Genomic DNA, 18,554 nt, shown 5'->3' with positions numbered 1-18,554 from the left:
AAATTCCGGGAATAAGTCAATTTTTTCTTGAATTGGGGATCGGGCATCGGGCATTGCTAATGATTTCTATGCCCCATTCCCTATACCCCACTAGATAACGACTGCTAAAATGTCTTTTTCAGAAAGCAGTACATATTCTTCGGTGCCGAGTTTGATGTCAGTGCCAGCGTACTTAGAGTACAGCACCTTATCGCCGACTTTAATTTCCAATTCCTGACGGCTACCGTCATCGTTACGCTTGCCAGGGCCAAGGGCGACTACTTCCCCTACCTGGGGCTTTTCCTTGGCGGTGTCGGGCAAATACAGACCACCTGCGGTCTTTTCCTCAGAGGCGCTCACTTTTACGAAAACGCGATCGCTCAAAGGTTTAACTGTAGAAACGCTTAAAGATAAAGCTGCCATATTATTTTCTCCAGAGTTTAGCACTCTCAACTCCTGAGTGCTAATCTACCGAAAAGTGGCGTCCAATGGCAAGAATTCCTTGAGTACGGGTTCCCGAACTAGAAGATCATCGTGTACTTAGGTATGCTTAAGTATAAATGGTTGAGTATTTCTACTTTTAAAGTTCTGTTCTGTAAGTTACGAATATTTTTTATATGGTCAAAGGGAGTTGGGAGTTAGGAGTTATAAGAATTCTTCCCCATTCCCCAGTCCCCAGTCCCCATTCCCCAGTCCCTTTCTCAGTCAACTTTATTTGCAAAGCTTAGAAATTGTTATAGAACTGTAATCAGGGAGCCACTCGATAAGTAACAATACAGTGATCCAGTCCAGCCATCAAATCCCTAAAACTACTAAATCTCCAGAACATAAAGCCCTGAGTAATTGTGTAGAAACTTTAGGACTTGCAAAAATTCAGCGACACATTTTTATTTGCGCTGACCAGACAATTGCTAACTGCTGCTCAAAACGAGCTAGTCTGGAATCCTGGGAATACTTAAAAAAGCGACTTAAAGAGTTAAAACTTGATCAGCCGCCACAGAGTCATCCCATTTGCGTCTTTAGAACTAAAGCCAACTGCTTGCGCGTTTGTTGTTCTAGACCCATAATGGTGGTTTACCCTGATGGGGTCTGGTATCGCCAAGCAAACCCAAAAGTTATTGAGCGGATCATCCAAGAACACTTAATAGGCAATAAGGTGGTAGAAGAATATGCATTTTTAAGCCATCCTTTGCCAGAAACTTCCCTAGTTTCTTGTGAACACCTCATAGAGGCTTAACAACCGAAGGATATGGTATAGCAGTAAGCTTTAAGAAAGTGCGGGTTGGTTTTGAGGTAGGGTCATCTTTAAGCCAATACTTACTTGGGAGTCAGAAAGATTATTATTTAATCAGTGTTTTTTCGCCCGCCACTTTCAATGCGATATATAATAGCGCATTATAGATACTACTGCTATACGTATCCTTGCTGGACTTTTGCTATCGAGCTACTAGTCTCTTGAAAGTGCTCGGCATTTTTGAGATTTCGAGACAGCAAAGGCAAGTTAAGTAGGAAAAAGGACAACATCTCGAAATAACCCACCATAGAGGATAAATATTCAAGACCTTGATGGACCGAAGCGCGACAAGTGCCACTGCTATGAAAGAGCCCAGCATGAAAGATCACAAACGACTTCTATTGATTGATGATGACCCTAACCTCATCTTGCTGGTGAAGGATTACTTAGAATTCCGGGGATATGAAGTCATCACCGCCGAAAATGGACGTGAAGCTCTGGAAATTTTAGAGCAAGATGTTCCAGACATGATCATCTGCGACGTGATGATGCCGGAAATGGACGGATATACTTTTGTGGAACAAGTCCGGCAAAACGAACGCACCAGCTGGATTCCGGTTCTTTTCCTTTCAGCTAAGGGACAAAGTGCAGACCGAGTTAAGGGTCTGAATAAAGGTGCTGATGTTTATATGGTCAAGCCCTTTGAACCAGAAGAACTTGTAGCCCAAGTTGAATCCTCGCTGAAACAAACTATCCGTTGGAAAGAACACCAAGCAAAAGGAGGCGAAAACGGTTCCCGTATCCAGGTTCCCTTCGATGTGCAATTAACCCCAACCGAACTGAAAGTAGTCCAGTTTGTCGCTAGGGGTTTAGCTAACCGGGAAATTGCTGAAGAACTAAATGTTAGTCAGCGCACGGTTGAAAGCCATGTGTCCAATATGTTGGGCAAAACTAATCTCCACAACCGCACTGAACTAGCGCGGTGGGCGATTGAAAATCAAATGGCATAGCCGATTTTAGATTTTGGATTTTGGATTATTAATCTAAAATCCAAAGTCCGAAATCGAAAATTGATTACCACCCATCTTCTTCAGGGCTGGATTCGTGCAAAACTTGTAAATCCAGTTCATCCAGGTAAGTTAGGGCACTTTCAATCTGAGAAACAGTACCTCGCAGTTCCAGATCGAAGCAGCTATATTGTGGCACGTTTGCGCTTACCTGAGTATCAGCAATAATGACTGTTACCCCATAGTGAGGAAGCAGTCGTGAAATGACTGGTTCCTCATGCAAGTCTTTAGTAATGCGAACTTGGATACGAGTTTGGGTGCGTCTACTATCTAAAATATCAATATTAAATTTTACCTATTTATTTGGAATTACCATTGTAGCTTCCTACTCGACTTCTTGGATAAAGGTTTTGCTTTGCACGATTTCTTTTAACATTAGCGTCACTTATCCCACGCAGGCAAGCAAGAAAGTATTTGCCTTTGCAAACCATTAATTTAGATGTAGTAAATGTAAAGAATTGCTCATAATTCGGCAGTTATGAGGTTGATTGTCATTTTATAGTGGTTTTCGAGCAGATTTAATATAGCCAATCTGTAGGGTTACAACAATTGTTGTAACCTCGCCAGCTACAAAGAAATATAGCTGCTGTCAGTGGAATTTAAGCAGGACTGGTGCTAAATAAAAATGTAATTAGCAAGATATTAAGGAGTGAGATTATGCGCGAATCAGTCATTTATCAACAACTTTAAGTTGCTCATAAAGCACTACAGAATCTTGGTTTAAACCACCGATACCAGCAGGTACAAACACATCAGAGGCTAAAATAGCCCGTCTAATTTTTGAGGTTAATGGTGCAATAATGGTATGAGGACTAACAGCATTTGCCCGATCAATTTGCACCACTACAACAGGTCTAATTCCTGCTTGTTTTGTACCAACAACGGGATTGAGATCACACAAAAGCACATCTCCCCGTGTGATATCTACCACTGAATTTTCCCACGCACCAAGCGTTCTTCATAATCTTCCAAATTAGATAAATAGTCAGAAAAATCTGATTCCACTATTTCCACCGACTCATTAAATTGAAGCCATAATTCCCAGTTATTACTGCGATGCTTAATTAATAGGAAGTCTATAAAATCACTCACTTCCTGAACTAAAGATTCTGGTATTTGCCGGATTTTACCAATGGTTTGGTCTTGTAGACTCATGATAAATATGTTCAGTTGGATTTCTCTTTATCCACAATAGTCAAAGACCTGGCTATTTCCAATTGCCAGGTGTAAATCTAAATTAAAACTCAGCACTTTGCGGTGTACGGGGAAAGGGAATCACATCACGAATATTTCCCATCCCCGTCATAAATTGCACGAGTCGTTCAAAACCTAGTCCAAAACCAGCATGGGGAACAGTACCATAACGACGCAAATCAAGATACCACCACAATTCTTCTGGGTTTAATCCTTGTGCTAACACGCGGCGTTCTAGAACTTCCAAACGTTCTTCACGCTGGGAACCGCCAACAATCTCGCCAATTTTGGGTGCAAGAATATCCATTGCGCGGACAGTTTTTTCATCGTCATTCAAGCGCATATAAAAAGCTTTGATTTGCGCTGGATAATCTGTAACGATCGCAGGCTTTTTAAATAATTGTTCAGCCAAGTAACGTTCGTGTTCTGATTGTAAGTCTAAACCCCAACTCACAGGATATTCAAACTTAACATCAGCTTTTTCTAAAAGTGCGATCGCTTCTGTGTAAGTTAAGCGCTCAAATTGATTATTAATAATATTTTCGGCTGTCGCCAACACAGACTTATCAATGCGTTCATTGAAAAATTCCATGTCTTCTGGGCAAGTTTCCAACACATATTTAAAAATGTGTTTGAGAAACGCCTCAGCTAAATCCATATCGCCTTCTAGGTCACAAAAAGCCATTTCTGGCTCAACCATCCAAAATTCTGCTAGGTGGCGGGAGGTGTTGGAATTTTCTGCACGGAAGGTAGGCCCAAAGGTGTAGACGTTAGAAAACGCCATCGCCATAACTTCTGCTTCCAACTGGCCGCTAACTGTTAAATATGTCGGTTTAGCAAAAAAGTCTTGGCTGTAATCTACTGCTTGGTTTTGTGTACGAGGAATATTCTTTAAATCTAAACTGGTAACACTAAAAAGTTCACCCGCGCCTTCACAGTCGCTAGCAGTGATGATCGGGGTATGTACCCACAGAAAGCCTCTTTCGTGAAAAAATTGGTGAATTGCTGTCGAACAAGCATTTCTGACGCGGAAAACAGCACCAAAAGAATTGGTACGCGATCGCAAATGTCCAATGGTTCGCAGAAACTCAAAGGAATGGCGTTTCTTTTGCAGGGGATATGTATCGGGATCAGCTTCACCGTAGACTTTCACTGTCTCGGCTTTCAACTCAATCCTCTGTCCTTTACCAAGAGAAGCCACTAGTACCCCTGTCACCTCAACAGCAGCACCTGTATTCAATTTTTTCAATATAGCTTCATAATCTGGCAAATCCTGATTAATGACGACTTGCAAATTAGTTAGTGATGAGCCGTCATTGACTTCAATAAAAGCAAACCCTTTGGACTCGCGCTTTGTCCGTACCCAGCCTTGAACTTGGAGGGACTCATCAGGTTGACCACTTCGCAATATTTCTGCAATCCGTCGATTTACCATATTATGTAACTTATATTTCGTCAACGTCAGGAGTACGGCTATTAAAGAATGTTAACGATTTAACCCAATCCAAAATCCAAAATCTAAAATCCAAAATTGGGATTACCCAGCATAAGACTTTAATATCCAGCCTATAATAACGCCCATTCCACCAAAGCGGACGACTTGCCAGAAAGGTTTCTTTAGGCTACGCCAAGAAAATAACTGGCTTTCTAAGTTTAGTTCTAGCATTTCCAACTGCTGTTGAATTTGCCGTAACTCTGCTTTGATTTGTGGTGTCTGAGATTTATTGTGCTTCAGTTGATCGCGGCGCTGTTGCCATTGTGCCTGTTGTTGGTGATCACGTTGCACTTGATCATAACGCTCTTTTAAAGACAGGAACGATCGCTCTACTTCCTCCAATTCTTGTTCAAAATCTGGTTGTGGATTTTCCCCTGACGGCTGTGATTGTTTAGACGGCTTCATGTACAAGTAGTAAACTAAGATTAAATGCAAGTCTGCCAGTAGTCAAAATTAAAACTATGAGTTTTGACTCAGCACGGGCTAAACCATAGCTATCCACTAACAGCACAGGCTAAACGCCCGCTATCGCTAACAGCACTCATAATTATGTCCCAATCTACCCAGCTGTCTCAAACCAGCCAACTGAATGAACTGACTACACTGGAACTAGCTCAAGCCTTGATGGAAAGACTGAGCATTTCCCCTAACGATTGGCATCGCCTCAAGTCTAACCGCAATTCCCGCGCTAATGAACAAGTGGCAGCAGCTATTGTGTATCTTTTAAAGAATCAACCACAAGAAGCTCAAGCTAGATTAGAACAAGCAGTTGGTTGGTTAGATCGCTCTATTTCTGCGCCTCCCTGTCCAACTCATGGAAAAAGTTAGGAGTTAAGAGTGATGAGTTAAAAGTTTTAAACTCCTAACTCCTGTAGAGACGCGATTAATCGCGTCTCTACTCCTAACTCCTAACTCCTAACTTTTAAATAAGCTACCGTCGCAGAGATAGTCCTCGGCGATTTTCCATTTGTTTACAAAGCCTCAATTCTGTGCCTTTGCGGTTCCACTCCACCTGATCAAAAATTTGATGGAGAAGACATAAACCACGGCCACTTTCTGATTCATCTGGTGGGAGATAGTCTGTTGGCTCTTCATCACTAGTAGATGAAGGAGTAAAGCCACTACCCTGGTCTGATATTATCCACCAATATTGATTATCTATTAAGGAAAAACGAACTACAACTGTCTTACTTGGATCAAGATTATTGCCATGTTTAGCGGCGTTTACTAGGGCTTCTTGAAGTCCTAGCCGCAATTCTGCTTGTAACTTTGCTGGGATTTCTGCCAACAGTAAATCTAATATTGGACAAAGATAGAGGGTTGAGGCAAAACTAATAGTGCCCCAATAACGTCCAACTGGACGGAGTGAAATTGTAATCACAAGAGAAACCCCATAGCTTTCAGTTAGCTAGACATCAGTTTGCTATTACAGGCACCCTGATAAAACTTGAGGTGGTCATGCTGCCTTCAAACTTGCGTCTTTAAAACTAAATTTTGAAAATGCTAGGGAGCATTGGCTGTATCTATGAGTTGGGATTGTTTAGATATATAACGGCTGGGATAAGTTTGATAATCAAGCTAGCAACTTAAAAAGCTGCTGGTAATTTAAGAGAGTATTGGCATACTCTAGTTAATTGCCGATTTTTAATTTACACAATCCAATTCATATTTTTAAGAGCCTATGCAGCTTGAATTTATTTAAACCAAAATGATTTTCTATCTATTTTTAGCTTAATTCAATTTTAGCATCTTTGGTATGCAGTAGACTACAAATCTCAAATTTCAGTTTTTTTAAAAGATTTAGTTCCCTTGTCAAAATGTGATAGCACAAGAAAGGCGGCAGCTTCAACATGAGCAGTTTGAGGAAAAAAATCAGCAGGTTGTACTCGTGTGATAGTATATTGCCCATCTTGACAAATCAATTTCAGGTCGCGGGCAAGGGTGGCTACTTTACAGCTGACGTAAACGATCTGAGATGGTTTCAATTGCCGCAAAGTGTCGATCACAGCGCGATCGCACCCCTTACGTGGCGGATCAAGTATTACTACTTCTGGTATTGTGCCCATTTTTGTCAGCAATTTCTCTACTGCTCCGACTTGGAATGTCACATTATCAATTCTGTTACGCTGGGCATTCAAAATAGCTTGGCCTACAGCTGCTGGTTGTACTTCTAATCCTGTAGCTTGGCGTACTTTTTTCGCGAGGGGTAAAGTTAAAGTCCCAATACCACAGTAGGCATCAACTAGCAACTCATGCCCTTGAAGATTGAGTTCTGATTGAATTATCTGCAATAGTGCCTCTGCTGTTTCTGTATACACTTGGAAAAATGTATCTGGGCGCACTTGAAATTCCAGTCCAGCAAAATTTTCACGCAGGTGTGGGACTCCAGCAATGCAACGGGTTTCTAAGCCAAAGATAGCATTTGTGCGATCAGAGTTGCGATTGAGCGACACTCCCACTAACTGGGGATAGCGCTTTAACCATTCCTGGGCTTGGGTTTCAATTCCTGATAAATTCCAGTCCTTCACTACCAAAGTCAGCAACATTTCTCCTGTGTGTCGGCCAATGCGTAAACTCAGATGGCGAATTTTTCCCTGGTGACGCTGTTCGTCATAAATTTGCCAACCCTGCTGTTGGATATCCTGCTTAACTTCGGCAAGTAAGGGATTTAATCGCGCGTCTTGGACTGGACATTGATTTAAATTAATTAATTGGTGGCTACCTTTTTGGTAGTAACCAGCTTGTACCTGTCCTGTTGCCGATGTACCCAGAGGATATGTAGATTTGTTACGGTAGCCGAATGCAGAAAGAGCAGCAAGTACCGGATCTACTGGTGGTTGGACAAAACCGCCAATGCGCTCCAAAGCTTGGATAACTTGATTTTGCTTGGCTGCTAGCTGGTAATCATAATTAATCTGCTGCCACTGGCAACCACCGCACTTGTCAGCCACAATACAACTAGGTCGTATCCGGTGGGGGGATGGTGACAATAGTTGCTGGAGCTTCCCGTGGGCGTATTTGGGTTTAACATGTACTAAGCGGACAATGGCGCGATCGCCTGGTACAGTATCTGGGACAAACACAACACGCTCATCAGCGCGTCCCACACCATCGCCTGTATCACCCAGGTTAGCGATCGTCATTTCAATTAATTCACCCTGTTGCCAAATTATTTTAGTCATTAGTTATTAGTTATTGGACATTGGACATGGGGGAGCCACTGCGTTAGACGGGTTCCCCAGCTTAAAGCAAGTGGCGTCATCAGGCATTGGGAAGAAGCAGAGGGACAGGGTGCTGCTCTTCCAAGCGGGAAAATGAAAAACTACCTCTTTCCTCCCTGCTCCCTGCTCCCTGCTCTCCTGCTTCCTCACCTCCCTGATCTTCCCAAACAGATAAATTCAATACATAAGTAGCTCCTATCCCTTCACTTGTGTACCTCAGACTCGCTAAACTAACAGATAATATTTCAGGTGATTTCAATAATCATGACTGTAATTAGCCAAGTTATTCTCAAAGCCGACGACGAACTGCGTTATCCCAGCAGTGGCGAACTTAAAAATATCAAAGACTTTTTGCAAACCGGCGTACAACGGACGCGGATTGCTGCTACCTTAGCCGAAAACGAAAAAAAGATAGTTCAGGAAGCAACCAAACAACTTTGGCAGAAGCGTCCTGACTTTATCTCCCCCGGAGGTAATGCTTACGGAGAACGCCAACGCTCTCTATGTATCCGTGATTTTGGCTGGTACTTACGTCTAATCACTTATGGTGTACTTGCCGGCGACAAAGAGCCAATTGAAAAGATTGGTTTGATTGGTGTGCGAGAAATGTACAATTCATTGGGCGTTCCCGTGCCTGGAATGGTAGAAGCGATCAATTCCCTCAAAACAGCCGCCCTTAGCTTACTGAGTGCGGAAGACGCAGCCGAAGCAGCACCTTACTTTGATTACATCATTCAAGCGATGTCTTAATACAAAGTGTGTGCTAGTTCTAGGAGTATACTTCCGGTCTACTAGAGTGAGCGCAAGATGTTAGCGCTCAATAGGCATAAAATCCCCAATTTGATCATACCCTCCCCACATTTGGTAGTGGCTGTGGCAAAATCTTTGTCAAGTTACCAACCAGTTGTGGGGAAATTTTATTGGGTATAGTTATGGGGCATAGGGAAGCCACTGCGTTGAGCGGACAATGCCCGACTTGTTCGCCTTGGCGCTAGCTTCTCCCATTTGTGAGAGGCTAGCCAAGGAGAAGCAAATGGCGTCATGAGGCATTTCTCAAAGGATAAAGGATATACGGACATAAAAAACCGACAGTCCTTGATTAAGGCTGTCGGCAATTAAGTGTGTTCCCTATTAATGACTCGGCTAGAGTTCAGTTGTCATTAATTATGCCTAGTTAGCCATCGCAGGGAGACGATCCTAATCATACATAAGTGTGATTGTCGTCACTTGATTGTTACAGCTAAACTGCATATACCCGAATAATCTCTGAGTTACAGTAAATCTATGCAAGTTTGGAGTTAAGAGTATATACGCTGGTAGATGCTTTTTTAGCTTAAGAGCAAACAACACCAAGGAGTAGGTTAGACACTCAGGGGTTAAAACACCAGATAGAGGAATTAACAAACCTATGCCCCATTTGCCAAAGTGCTGTAGCAGAAAGAGCTATCTGCAAAGATAAATTTCTCAAAGCCAGTGGTAGACAAGCTAATGGAGTTTCCATTGTTGTTGAAAGTGATGTTGGCACTTTTAAGGGTATTGCCAGAAATAACACCAGATACGATGAGTTGAGAGCGATTAAAAGCTTTCAAATCGAGAGTATCAAAACCGTCCCCGCCATCAACAGTTGCAGCGCCGAATCCTTTGAAATAGTCATTTCCAGTGCCCAGATTAATCTTGATTCCGCCACCGATAGAGACTTTCTGTTGAACTCCATCTAGGATGCTGGTGGCAATAATTTTGTCATTGCTATCGCCAGTCCTAATGATTCCTTTTCCATAAATGCCATAGGCAGTATCACCAATTGTTGTTGTAGCCTGTCCGATAATGATGTCAGAACCATTGCCGGTATCAATGACTCCGTCGTTGAAGATGCCATAGGTGGTGGCGTTTTTTCCTGAACTGTTGCCATAACCAGTAATTGTGTCGTTGTCCGACCCTGTAGTAATGGTGCCGTCTTTAGTGTTCTGGATGCCAGTCCCAGCACCGCTGTCGCCGATACCGCCATTCCCACCAGTACCGATGCCAAAGATGGTGTCTTCTCCGTTTCCGGTATCTAGTTTGTTACTGTTGCTGATGCCGATTCCAGTACCGCCGTTGCCACCAGGGGAAGCAAAGCTAGAGCTGCTAGCCCCGCCCTTGCCACCAGTACCGGTGCCAGCGATCGCGTCTTTTCCATCCCCTGCATTCAGACTGCCACTGTTAACGATGCCAGTCCCATTCCCGCCGTTGCCGCTTAAGTCGTAGCCCTTGCCACCGATGCCACCAGTACCGGTGCCAGCGATCGCGTCTTTTCCATCCCCTGCATTCAGACTGCCACTGTTAACGATGCCAGTCCCATTCCCAGCGTTGCGGCTGAGGTCACCCTCACCGCTGATGCCACCAATACCGGTGCCAGTGATCGTGTCTTCCCCATCTTTGGTATTCAGTTTGCCACTGTTGCTGATGCCAGTCCTAGTACCACCGCTACCGCTGTAGAGACCTTCGCCAAAACCGCCGATGCCGCCACTACCAGTGCCAGTGATCGTGTCTTTTCCGTCCCCTGCATTCAAACTGCCACTGTTGCTGATGCCAGTCCCATTCCCGCCGTTGCCGCCAGCTTGGCTGTCAGTACCGATGCCGCCAGTACCAATGCCAGTAATCGTGTTTTCTCCGTCTTCTGTATTCAAACTGCCACTGTTAGTGATGCCAGTCCCATTCCCACCATATCCGCTGTTGTTGATAATGCCGCCGTTGCCACCAGTACCAGTGCCGATGATAGTATCTTTTCCGTCCCCTGAATTCAGATTGCCACTGTTAGCGATTCCTATCCCACTACCACCGTCAGTGCCGCCAGTACCGATGCCGATAATAGTATCATTTCCATCCCCTGCATTCAGCTTGTCACTGTTGCTGATGCCTGTTCCAGTACCGCCGTCACCGCTCTTATTTTGGTCTATCTCACCGTCGCCGCCAGTACCGATGCCAGTAATCGTGTCTTCTCCATCCCCTGCATTTAGACTGCCATTATTAACGATGCCTGTCCCAGTACCACCATCGCCGCCGTTGCTGCCGACGATGCCGTAACTTCCCGCCGATGCTGCCAGTACCGATGCCAGTAATCGTGTCTTCTCCGTCCCCTGCATTCAGACTGCCATTATTAATGATGCCTGTCCCAGTACCACCATCGCCGCTGTTGTCACCCAAGACGCCAGAACCTTTACCCTTGCCTATAATAGTGTCATTCCCTGAGCGTGTACGAATAAAACCTCCAGTTAAAATATCAATACCAATTGCCGATAATGTATTTAACTCTTTCCCAACTAAAATGTCAGTACCGGGGGTGCCGATGAAATTGGGTGGAACGGTAAGTCTAGCCATGATCAAAATCCTCGCTATTAGATTAGTACGGTCAGTTTGCTCATTTGGATGAGTAGTCTCTCAAAAAGATTCCCACAATCCTTTCTGCAAGAGCTATTCAATGATTAAGTCCGCTGTTGTAGGAGTTAGTCAATGAAGTTCCAAGGAATTAATTAGATTCCAGGGCATTAAACCCATATTCATCAGGTGCGATCCCATCCTCTGATTTTTTCTGCCTTCCAATGGGTCATTTGACAGACTGATAGCCATTTCCAGATTATGGAAATCACCTATGCACGTTATAAGGAAATAAAATTTTATTACTTTGTAATTGCCAGTATACTTACCAGTATTTAAGGATTTAATACAATCTATCTTTAGACGTATTACAATATTTATCTTTAGGGAGTTCTAATTAAAAAAATACCCAAATTGTCAGGGTAGGGCATGCACAGACTTTTGGTGAAACAGATATTTGATCGGTGCTGTATTCCTACTTGTTCGATAAATTATTCTTTGGAAGTCCCTAAGTAGATTTGTTTATTCAGCCACTCTGTAGCATATAGCGATGAACAATCCTATATCTGCATTTAGAGGGCAAGTAAATCGATAGAATAATGCTCTGTACAATTGGTGCATTATTTCCATGACCACCACATCTCCTGCTCCCTTTTCCCCCCAACAAATCGCTACTGAAGGTCTCAAACCAGAAGAATACGCAGAAATTGTCCGTCGGTTAGGGCGTCATCCCAACAAAGCTGAACTGGGAATGTTTGGAGTAATGTGGTCAGAGCATTGCTGCTACAAAAATTCTCGACCTCTACTCAAACAATTTCCTACTGAGGGACCCCGCATCCTCGTAGGACCTGGTGAAAATGCTGGTGTTGTAGACTTGGGTGACGGACTCCAACTAGCCTTTAAGATTGAATCCCACAACCATCCCTCAGCGGTCGAACCCTTCCAGGGAGCCGCAACAGGAGTAGGAGGTATTCTCAGAGATATTTTTACAATGGGTGCGCGTCCCATTGCCATATTAAACTCACTGCGCTTTGGTTCTTTAGAAGATGCCAAAACCCAACGGCTGTTTAGCGGTGTGGTAGCAGGAATTGCCCATTATGGTAATTGTGTGGGAGTACCCACCGTTGGCGGCGAAGTTTACTTTGACTCTGCTTACTCTGGTAATCCTCTGGTGAACGTTATGGCACTGGGGTTGATGGAAACATCAGAAATCGTTAAATCTGGAGCATCTGGCTTAGGCAACCCCGTGCTTTATGTTGGTTCCACCACTGGCCGCGATGGTATGGGAGGCGCAAGTTTTGCTAGTGCAGAATTGAGTGATCAGTCAATAGATGATCGCCCTGCTGTGCAAGTGGGCGACCCCTTTTTAGAAAAGTCATTAATTGAAGCTTGTCTGGAGGCGTTTAAGACAGGTGCAGTTGTCGCCGCCCAGGATATGGGAGCAGCGGGGATCACCTGTTCTACTTCAGAGATGGCGGCAAAAGGCGGTGTGGGAATTGAACTAGATTTAGATAAGATTCCCGTAAGAGAAACGGGGATGGTTCCCTATGAATATCTGCTTTCAGAATCTCAAGAACGAATGTTGTTCGTTGCCCACAAGGGGCGTGAGCAGGAATTAATCGACATTTTTCACCGTTGGGGACTTCAAGCCGTTGTCGCCGGTACAGTCATCGCTGAACCGCTCGTGCGAATTCTCTTTCAAGGTGAAGTAGCAGCAGAAATTCCCGCTGAGGCTTTGGCGGAAAATACCCCACTATATCACCGCGACTTGTTGACAGAACCACCAGAATATGCACATCAAGCTTGGGAATGGACTACTGATTCCTTACCTGCTTGCACAACTGCTGGAATAGAACTCCAAGGACATCTGCAAAGTTGGAATGATATTCTCTTAATTTTGCTCGATACACCCACGATCGCTTCTAAAAGCTGGGTATATCGTCAGTATGACCATCAAGTACAAAATAATACAGTAATCCTGCCAGGTGGCGCAGATGCCGCTGTTATCCGTTTGCGCCCCTTAGAAAAAATCCCCAATCTAAAATCTCAAATCCCAAATCTAAAATTAGGGGTGGCAGCAACGGTAGATTGCAATCCTCGTTATGTTTATCTTGATCCTTATGAGGGAGCTAAGGCGGTGGTAGCAGAAGCTGCACGCAATCTTAGCTGTGTGGGTGCAGAACCTCTGGCGGTGACAGATAACCTAAATTTTGGCTCTCCAGAAAAACCGATTGGTTACTGGCAATTGGCAGAAGCTTGTCGCGGTTTGGCAGAAGGTTGTCGAGAATTGGCAACACCCGTCACAGGCGGAAATGTCTCTTTGTACAACGAAACTCTTAATTCTCAAGGCATTCCACAACCCATTTATCCCACTCCTGTAGTGGGTATGGTAGGCTTGATTCCCGATATAACCAAAATTTGTGGTCAAGGTTGGCAAGCATCCGGCGATGTGATTTACCTTCTCGGATTGCCTCTGGCATCCAAAATCAGTTTGGGAGCATCCGAGTATTTAGCCACTATCCACAGTACTGTTGCCGGAAAACCGCCACGGGTAGATTTTGACTTGGAACGCCGCGTCCAGAAAGTTTGTCGTGAAGCAATTCGTAATGGTTGGGTACGTTCAGCCCATGATTGTGCTGAGGGGGGGGTGGCGATCGCTCTAGCCGAATGTTGTATTGCTGGCAACCTTGGTGCCGAAATCGATTTAGAAATAGCATCAACTCAGGTACTACTTCGCCTTGATGAGGTGCTGTTTGCCGAAGGCGGTGCCAGGATTTTAGTTTCTGTAGCATCAGAACAACAAGGAATTTGGGAATCCTATTTACAGGAACATCTGGGTCAAGAGTGGCAAAAACTGGGTATAGTTGGCAATTTTGAGACGGGTTTGAGGGTTTTCACTACTAATAACCAAGCCTTAATCAAAGTTAGGATCGAAGATATGAACGATCGCTATTCCCATGCGATCGCCAGACGTCTCGCCATCCACACTACTACCACAGTTAAAGAAGTTAGGAGTTGAAAGTGAGGAGTTAGGAATAAAAAGCATAACTCCTCACTCCTAACTCTTTTATTAACATCCGTGAGCACAATTACGGTACTGTTTTAATGGATGGTTAAAGATTTGTTAAGAACTTCGCTACCATCTATATAATCCCAGTGACTTGACTACCGATTTTAGATTTTGAATTTTAGATTTTGGATTGGGGGTGTTTCTTCTGGTTCATGTCTTGCTCCTAGTGAGCGAAACAAATTTAAAAATAGCCACTCTCAAATCCCAAGCCGCATTTCTACTAGGGTGCGGTCAATCCAAAATTGTAAATCTCAAATCCAAAATTGATTGACCCCCCCCCACCAGGAGTAAAGCTAGCATGATTTCTATTCATTCTGTCACTTCGGATGAATGCCCCGATCAGACCAACAACCCAATCAATAGTAATGAAAATCAGCCTGACAAGCCAGAAGAAGCTTGTGGTGTTTTTGGCATCTACGCACCAGCAGAAGACGTTGCTAAACTAACCTACTTTGGATTGTATGCCCTCCAGCATCGGGGTCAAGAATCAGCCGGTATTGCCACCTTTGAGGGTACACAAGTCCATCTTTACAAAGATATGGGCTTGGTGTCTCAAGTTTTCAATGAATCCATCTTAGATCAATTGCCTGGTAGCCTTGCTATTGGTCATACTCGTTATTCCACCACAGGTTCTAGCCGCAAAGTTAATGCCCAACCCGCAGTCCTGGAAACCCGTTTAGGGTCATTAGCTTTAGCACATAATGGCAATTTAGTCAATACAGTGCAATTACGTCAAGAGTTACTTGAGAATAAATGTAACTTAGTCACCACAACAGACTCAGAAATGATCGCTTTTGCGATCGCAGAAGCGATTAATGCTGGTGCAGATTGGCTAGAAGGTGCAATTCAGGCATTTCACCGTTGCAAAGGAGCCTTTAGTTTAGTCATTGGCACTTCCAGTGGGATTATGGGTGTCCGTGACCCCAATGGCATTCGCCCCCTAGTAATTGGGACTTTGCCTGGTAATCCAGTCCGTTACGTTTTGGCTTCGGAGACTTGTGGTTTAGATATTATTGGAGCCGAATACCTGCGAGACGTAGAACCAGGTGAATTAGTTTGGATTACTGAAGAAGGTTTGGCTTCCTATCATTGGAGTCAACAGCCCCAGCGGAAATTGTGTATTTTTGAGATGATTTACTTTGCCCGCCCTGATAGCGTCATGCATAACGAGAGCTTGTACAGCTATCGAATGCGGTTAGGGCGGCAATTAGCAGCAGAGTCTTTTGTAGATGCCGATATTGTCTTTGGTGTTCCTGATTCTGGTATACCTGCTGCGATTGGATTTTCCCAAGCGTCTGGTGTCTCTTACGCCGAAGGACTAATTAAAAATCGCTACGTTGGGCGAACTTTTATTCAACCAACCCAAACCATGCGTGAGTTGGGTATCCGGATGAAACTTAACCCCCTCAAAGATGTGCTGGCAGGTAAACGAGTGATCATTGTAGACGACTCGATTGTCCGGGGTACTACCAGCCGTAAACTAGTCAAAACCTTGCGTGACGCAGGTGCAGTAGAAGTACATATGCGAATCTCCTCCCCGCCAGTAACTCATCCCTGCTTTTATGGCATCGATACCGATTCTCAGGATCAGCTGATTGCTGCTACTAAGTCAGTAGCAGAAATTGCCAAGCAACTGGAAGTAGACAGCCTCGCCTATCTCAGTTGGAAGGGAATGCTAGAGGCGACACGAGAAGACACCAATAGTTTTTGCTCTGCCTGCTTCACCGGAGATTATCCCGTAGCGATTCCTGAGCAAGTGAAGCGTTCTAAGTTGAGTTTAGAAAAGGTAGTGGTGTAGGGGCTTCACAGACTGAAGTCTGCGGCTACACAAACCAAGCCCGCCTGCGCGGGCTAAATAAATGCTGTCAATCTCAGGTTAAAATTGGTAAATCCTTCAATAGTCATGGTTTATGAACCAGCCGATATCTGAGAAAGTGCGCTGGACTACCGCCGATTTAGAGTTGTTTCCAGATAACGGGAACCGCTATGAAATTATTGACGGAGAATTGTTTGTGACCAGAGCGCCTCACTGGAATCATCAAAAAACTTGTGTCAGAATTATTGCTCCATTAGATACCTGGTCACAAGCTACTTCTTTGGGAGAGGTCGTACCTGCTCCAGGTATAATTTTTGGCGATAATGATAATGTGATTCCTGATGTTGTCTGGGCTAGCAATGAGAGATTGCCCCTACTTTTAGACGAGGCTGGACATTTGACTGGTGCGCCAGAACTGGTAATAGAGGTGCTGTCTTTCGGTATTGAAAATGAAAAGCGAGATAGGGAACTTAAACTTAAGCTCTACTCATTACGAGGTGTCAGAGAATATTGGATTGTGGATTGGCGCAAGCAACAGGTGGAAGTATATCGACGCGAACAAGCGAGTTTAAAGTTAGTTGCTACGTTGTTCAATGGTGATCAATTGAATTCACCCATATTGCCTGATTTTACTTGTGCGATCGCATCCCTCTTTGCTTAACACAATAGCAAGCGATCGCTCCCCTCACTAGTTGAGGAACGAAACCCAACATTCATGACTGATATCTAATTAACAAATAGAAAGTACAGCTTAACTGTGCTGCAAAAACTCAACCTTGGGCAATAACGGATCAGTCACAATACCCACACCACTAAAACCCCAGCGTTTGAGCAAGTTTCCCAACTGTGTACGCGCAATAGATTCCACTGCAAAGCGATTTGCCACTTCTGCCGCATGGGTGTTGAGATAGCTTAAGGCATCAAAGTTTTCCTGAAACAGCAATAAATAACCTGATGTTTCACTGTCAGGACGAGCTATGAGATAATTACCGTCAGTTTTTGAGCGCACCAAGTAATAGACTTCGGACAGCATGGAGATGGGGATGGGGGAAATGGGGGATGACTAATTAAGATTTTCTAGGCGAATGCGTGGATCGGCTGCTTTTAACATTAAATCGGCGATTAAATTACCAGCAATCAGCAACACTGCGCCCATTACCAAACTTGCCATTAACAAATATAAATCTTGAGCTTGTAATGCCTGTAAAGTCAGCCTCCCTAAACCGGGCCAGTTGAAGAAAAATTCGGCAATGAAGGCACCGTTTAATAAACCAGCTAATTCAAAACCCAACAAGGTAATCAAGGGATTTATTGCATTGCGGAGTGCATGAACGTAGATGACGCGGTTTTCTGGTAGTCCTTTAGCGCGAGCCGTTTGGATATAATCTTGACGCAGCACATCCAATAATTCGCCGCGAGTGATCCGTTGTAAACCAGCAAAACTAGTAATTGAGAGGGCGATCGTGGGTAAAATCATGTGCCAGCCGATATCTAAGATTCTGCCAAACCACGTCAGTTCTGAGTGATTAATGCTAGTCATACTACCCACTGGGAATAAGGGCGAGGTGATTTGGGCTAAAACCAGCAGCGCTAAGGCAGTGATAAAACTGGGAAAGCCTTGTCCGGCATAACTAATCACCTGTAAAACCCGGTCTGCTAGCTTATTTTGGTTAACAGCAGCAAAGATCCCTAGAGGGATGGCGATCGCCCATGTGACAATTAAAGATGCGATCGCTAATAGTAAAGTCGCTGGTACCCTTTCCCACAATAGCGATGCCACTGAACGTTGATAAATAAAACTTGTGCCAAAATCCCCTTTTGTCAAGATTCGCCATATCCACAGCCAAAATTGCTCTGGCCAAGACTTATCCAGACCAAACTGCCGCTTGATTTCCTCAATTCTTTCTGGGGATATCTTTGGGTTTTGCCGCAGTGTATCTACATAATCACCAGGAGCGAGTTGAATAATAAAAAACGACAACGCTGACGCCAAAAACAAAGTCAGTAGTGCCTGCAATATCCGCTTTGCCACATAAACAAAAGTTTCGCTCGTGACTAGCCTGATTAGCCAATCCCGACCTGTCTCCAAGGAAATTCTCGTAGATGTCATTTGTCCTTTGTCCT

Annotated in this window: 19 protein-coding genes and 1 pseudogene; 8 read left to right on the top strand and 12 right to left on the bottom strand. The window is 44.2% G+C overall.

The genetic code is table 11. The annotated features are described in order from the left end of the window. Positions 1-90: 90 nt before the first annotated feature. Positions 91-402, bottom strand: a complete 312-nt coding sequence (gene groES, locus V7K48_RS00555) for a co-chaperone GroES (RefSeq protein ID WP_292766180.1) — start codon at positions 400-402, stop codon at positions 91-93. Positions 403-757: 355 nt separating this feature from the next. Between groES and V7K48_RS00550 the strand changes: the two genes are divergently transcribed. Further along, positions 758-1,216 carry a (2Fe-2S) ferredoxin domain-containing protein gene (locus tag V7K48_RS00550; protein WP_335068595.1) on the top strand — a complete coding sequence of 153 codons (459 nt, stop codon included), beginning with the start codon at positions 758-760 and terminating at the stop codon, positions 1,214-1,216. 329 nt (positions 1,217-1,545) lie between these two features. Next, entirely contained in the window at positions 1,546-2,223 is a 678-nt protein-coding gene (locus tag V7K48_RS00545; protein ID WP_012407592.1) for a response regulator transcription factor, read from the top strand. A gap of 64 nt (positions 2,224-2,287) precedes the next feature. Here V7K48_RS00545 and V7K48_RS00540 read toward each other — a convergent pair whose 3' ends face one another. Next, positions 2,288-2,527 (bottom strand): NIL domain-containing protein, encoded by a 240-nt coding sequence (locus V7K48_RS00540; RefSeq protein ID WP_335068674.1) that lies wholly within the window; start codon positions 2,525-2,527, stop codon positions 2,288-2,290. A gap of 323 nt (positions 2,528-2,850) precedes the next feature. Here V7K48_RS00540 and V7K48_RS34810 point away from each other — a divergent pair. Further along, positions 2,851-2,967, top strand: a pseudogene (locus V7K48_RS34810) (Rpn family recombination-promoting nuclease/putative transposase); the annotation flags it as partial. Here V7K48_RS34810 and V7K48_RS00535 read toward each other — a convergent pair. The 4 genes from V7K48_RS00535 to V7K48_RS00520 form a co-directional block, all read right to left on the bottom strand. Continuing rightward, the gene (locus V7K48_RS00535) at positions 2,951-3,187 is read right to left on the bottom strand and encodes a type II toxin-antitoxin system PemK/MazF family toxin (protein WP_442949391.1); all 237 of its coding nucleotides are present in this window, start codon (positions 3,185-3,187) and stop codon (positions 2,951-2,953) included. The pseudogene V7K48_RS34810 and the gene V7K48_RS00535 sit on opposite strands and share 17 nt — an antisense overlap. 17 nt (positions 3,188-3,204) lie before the next feature. Beyond that, on the bottom strand, positions 3,205-3,435 hold the full coding sequence (locus V7K48_RS00530; RefSeq protein ID WP_335068590.1) for a DUF2281 domain-containing protein: 231 nt from the start codon (positions 3,433-3,435) through the stop codon (positions 3,205-3,207). Between the two features lie 82 nt (positions 3,436-3,517). Beyond that, positions 3,518-4,909: an asparagine--tRNA ligase gene (gene asnS / locus V7K48_RS00525; RefSeq protein ID WP_335068588.1), complete on the bottom strand. Its 1,392-nt coding sequence runs from the start codon at positions 4,907-4,909 to the stop codon at positions 3,518-3,520. 102 nt (positions 4,910-5,011) lie between these two features. Continuing rightward, on the bottom strand, positions 5,012-5,374 hold the full coding sequence (locus V7K48_RS00520; RefSeq protein ID WP_335068586.1) for a hypothetical protein: 363 nt from the start codon (positions 5,372-5,374) through the stop codon (positions 5,012-5,014). 144 nt (positions 5,375-5,518) lie between these two features. Here V7K48_RS00520 and V7K48_RS00515 point away from each other — a divergent pair, with 144 nt between their 5' ends. Beyond that, entirely contained in the window at positions 5,519-5,797 is a 279-nt protein-coding gene (locus tag V7K48_RS00515; RefSeq protein WP_335068584.1) for a DUF6439 family protein, read from the top strand. 103 nt (positions 5,798-5,900) lie between these two features. On the opposite strand, the gene V7K48_RS00510 is transcribed toward V7K48_RS00515, so the two are convergent. Both V7K48_RS00510 and rlmD read right to left on the bottom strand, forming a co-directional pair. Continuing rightward, entirely contained in the window at positions 5,901-6,350 is a 450-nt protein-coding gene (locus V7K48_RS00510) for an ATP-binding protein (RefSeq protein ID WP_334863434.1), read from the bottom strand. Between the two features lie 394 nt (positions 6,351-6,744). After that, on the bottom strand, positions 6,745-8,151 hold the full coding sequence (gene rlmD, locus V7K48_RS00505; RefSeq protein WP_335068581.1) for a 23S rRNA (uracil(1939)-C(5))-methyltransferase RlmD: 1,407 nt from the start codon (positions 8,149-8,151) through the stop codon (positions 6,745-6,747). A gap of 303 nt (positions 8,152-8,454) precedes the next feature. On the opposite strand from rlmD, the gene V7K48_RS00500 reads away from it, so the two are divergent. After that, positions 8,455-8,940 carry an allophycocyanin subunit alpha-B gene (locus tag V7K48_RS00500; protein ID WP_335068579.1) on the top strand — a complete coding sequence of 162 codons (486 nt, stop codon included), beginning with the start codon at positions 8,455-8,457 and terminating at the stop codon, positions 8,938-8,940. 656 nt (positions 8,941-9,596) lie between these two features. On the opposite strand, the gene V7K48_RS00495 is transcribed toward V7K48_RS00500, so the two are convergent. After that, entirely contained in the window at positions 9,597-11,312 is a 1,716-nt protein-coding gene (locus V7K48_RS00495; RefSeq protein ID WP_335068577.1) for a hypothetical protein, read from the bottom strand. Continuing rightward, on the bottom strand, positions 11,197-11,547 hold the full coding sequence (locus tag V7K48_RS00490; RefSeq protein ID WP_335068575.1) for a hypothetical protein: 351 nt from the start codon (positions 11,545-11,547) through the stop codon (positions 11,197-11,199). The genes V7K48_RS00495 and V7K48_RS00490 overlap by 116 nt, the downstream gene beginning before the upstream one ends. Before the next feature lie 625 nt (positions 11,548-12,172). On the opposite strand from V7K48_RS00490, the gene purL reads away from it, so the two are divergent. The 3 genes from purL to V7K48_RS00475 all read left to right on the top strand — a co-directional run bounded on the left by purL (position 12,173) and on the right by V7K48_RS00475 (position 17,091). Next, entirely contained in the window at positions 12,173-14,563 is a 2,391-nt protein-coding gene (gene purL, locus V7K48_RS00485) for a phosphoribosylformylglycinamidine synthase subunit PurL (protein ID WP_335068573.1), read from the top strand. A 349-nt stretch (positions 14,564-14,912) separates the two neighbouring features. Beyond that, the gene (gene purF, locus V7K48_RS00480; protein ID WP_335068571.1) at positions 14,913-16,412 is read left to right on the top strand and encodes an amidophosphoribosyltransferase; all 1,500 of its coding nucleotides are present in this window, start codon (positions 14,913-14,915) and stop codon (positions 16,410-16,412) included. A gap of 112 nt (positions 16,413-16,524) precedes the next feature. Then, a complete protein-coding gene (locus V7K48_RS00475; RefSeq protein WP_335068569.1) occupies positions 16,525-17,091 on the top strand; it encodes a Uma2 family endonuclease in 567 nt (188 codons plus the stop codon). Positions 17,092-17,181: 90 nt separating this feature from the next. Here V7K48_RS00475 and V7K48_RS00470 read toward each other — a convergent pair whose 3' ends face one another. Next, positions 17,182-17,463 (bottom strand): hypothetical protein, encoded by a 282-nt coding sequence (locus V7K48_RS00470; protein ID WP_335068567.1) that lies wholly within the window; start codon positions 17,461-17,463, stop codon positions 17,182-17,184. Positions 17,464-17,493: 30 nt separating this feature from the next. After that, positions 17,494-18,540: an ABC transporter permease gene (locus tag V7K48_RS00465; RefSeq protein WP_335068565.1), complete on the bottom strand. Its 1,047-nt coding sequence runs from the start codon at positions 18,538-18,540 to the stop codon at positions 17,494-17,496. Positions 18,541-18,554 lie beyond the last annotated feature (14 nt).

The organism is Nostoc sp. (genome assembly GCF_036919615.1).
Taxonomy (GTDB): domain Bacteria; phylum Cyanobacteriota; class Cyanobacteriia; order Cyanobacteriales; family Nostocaceae; genus Nostoc.
Note: the sequence above shows the minus strand (reverse complement) of the source record. Positions and strands in the feature narration are given on the sequence as shown.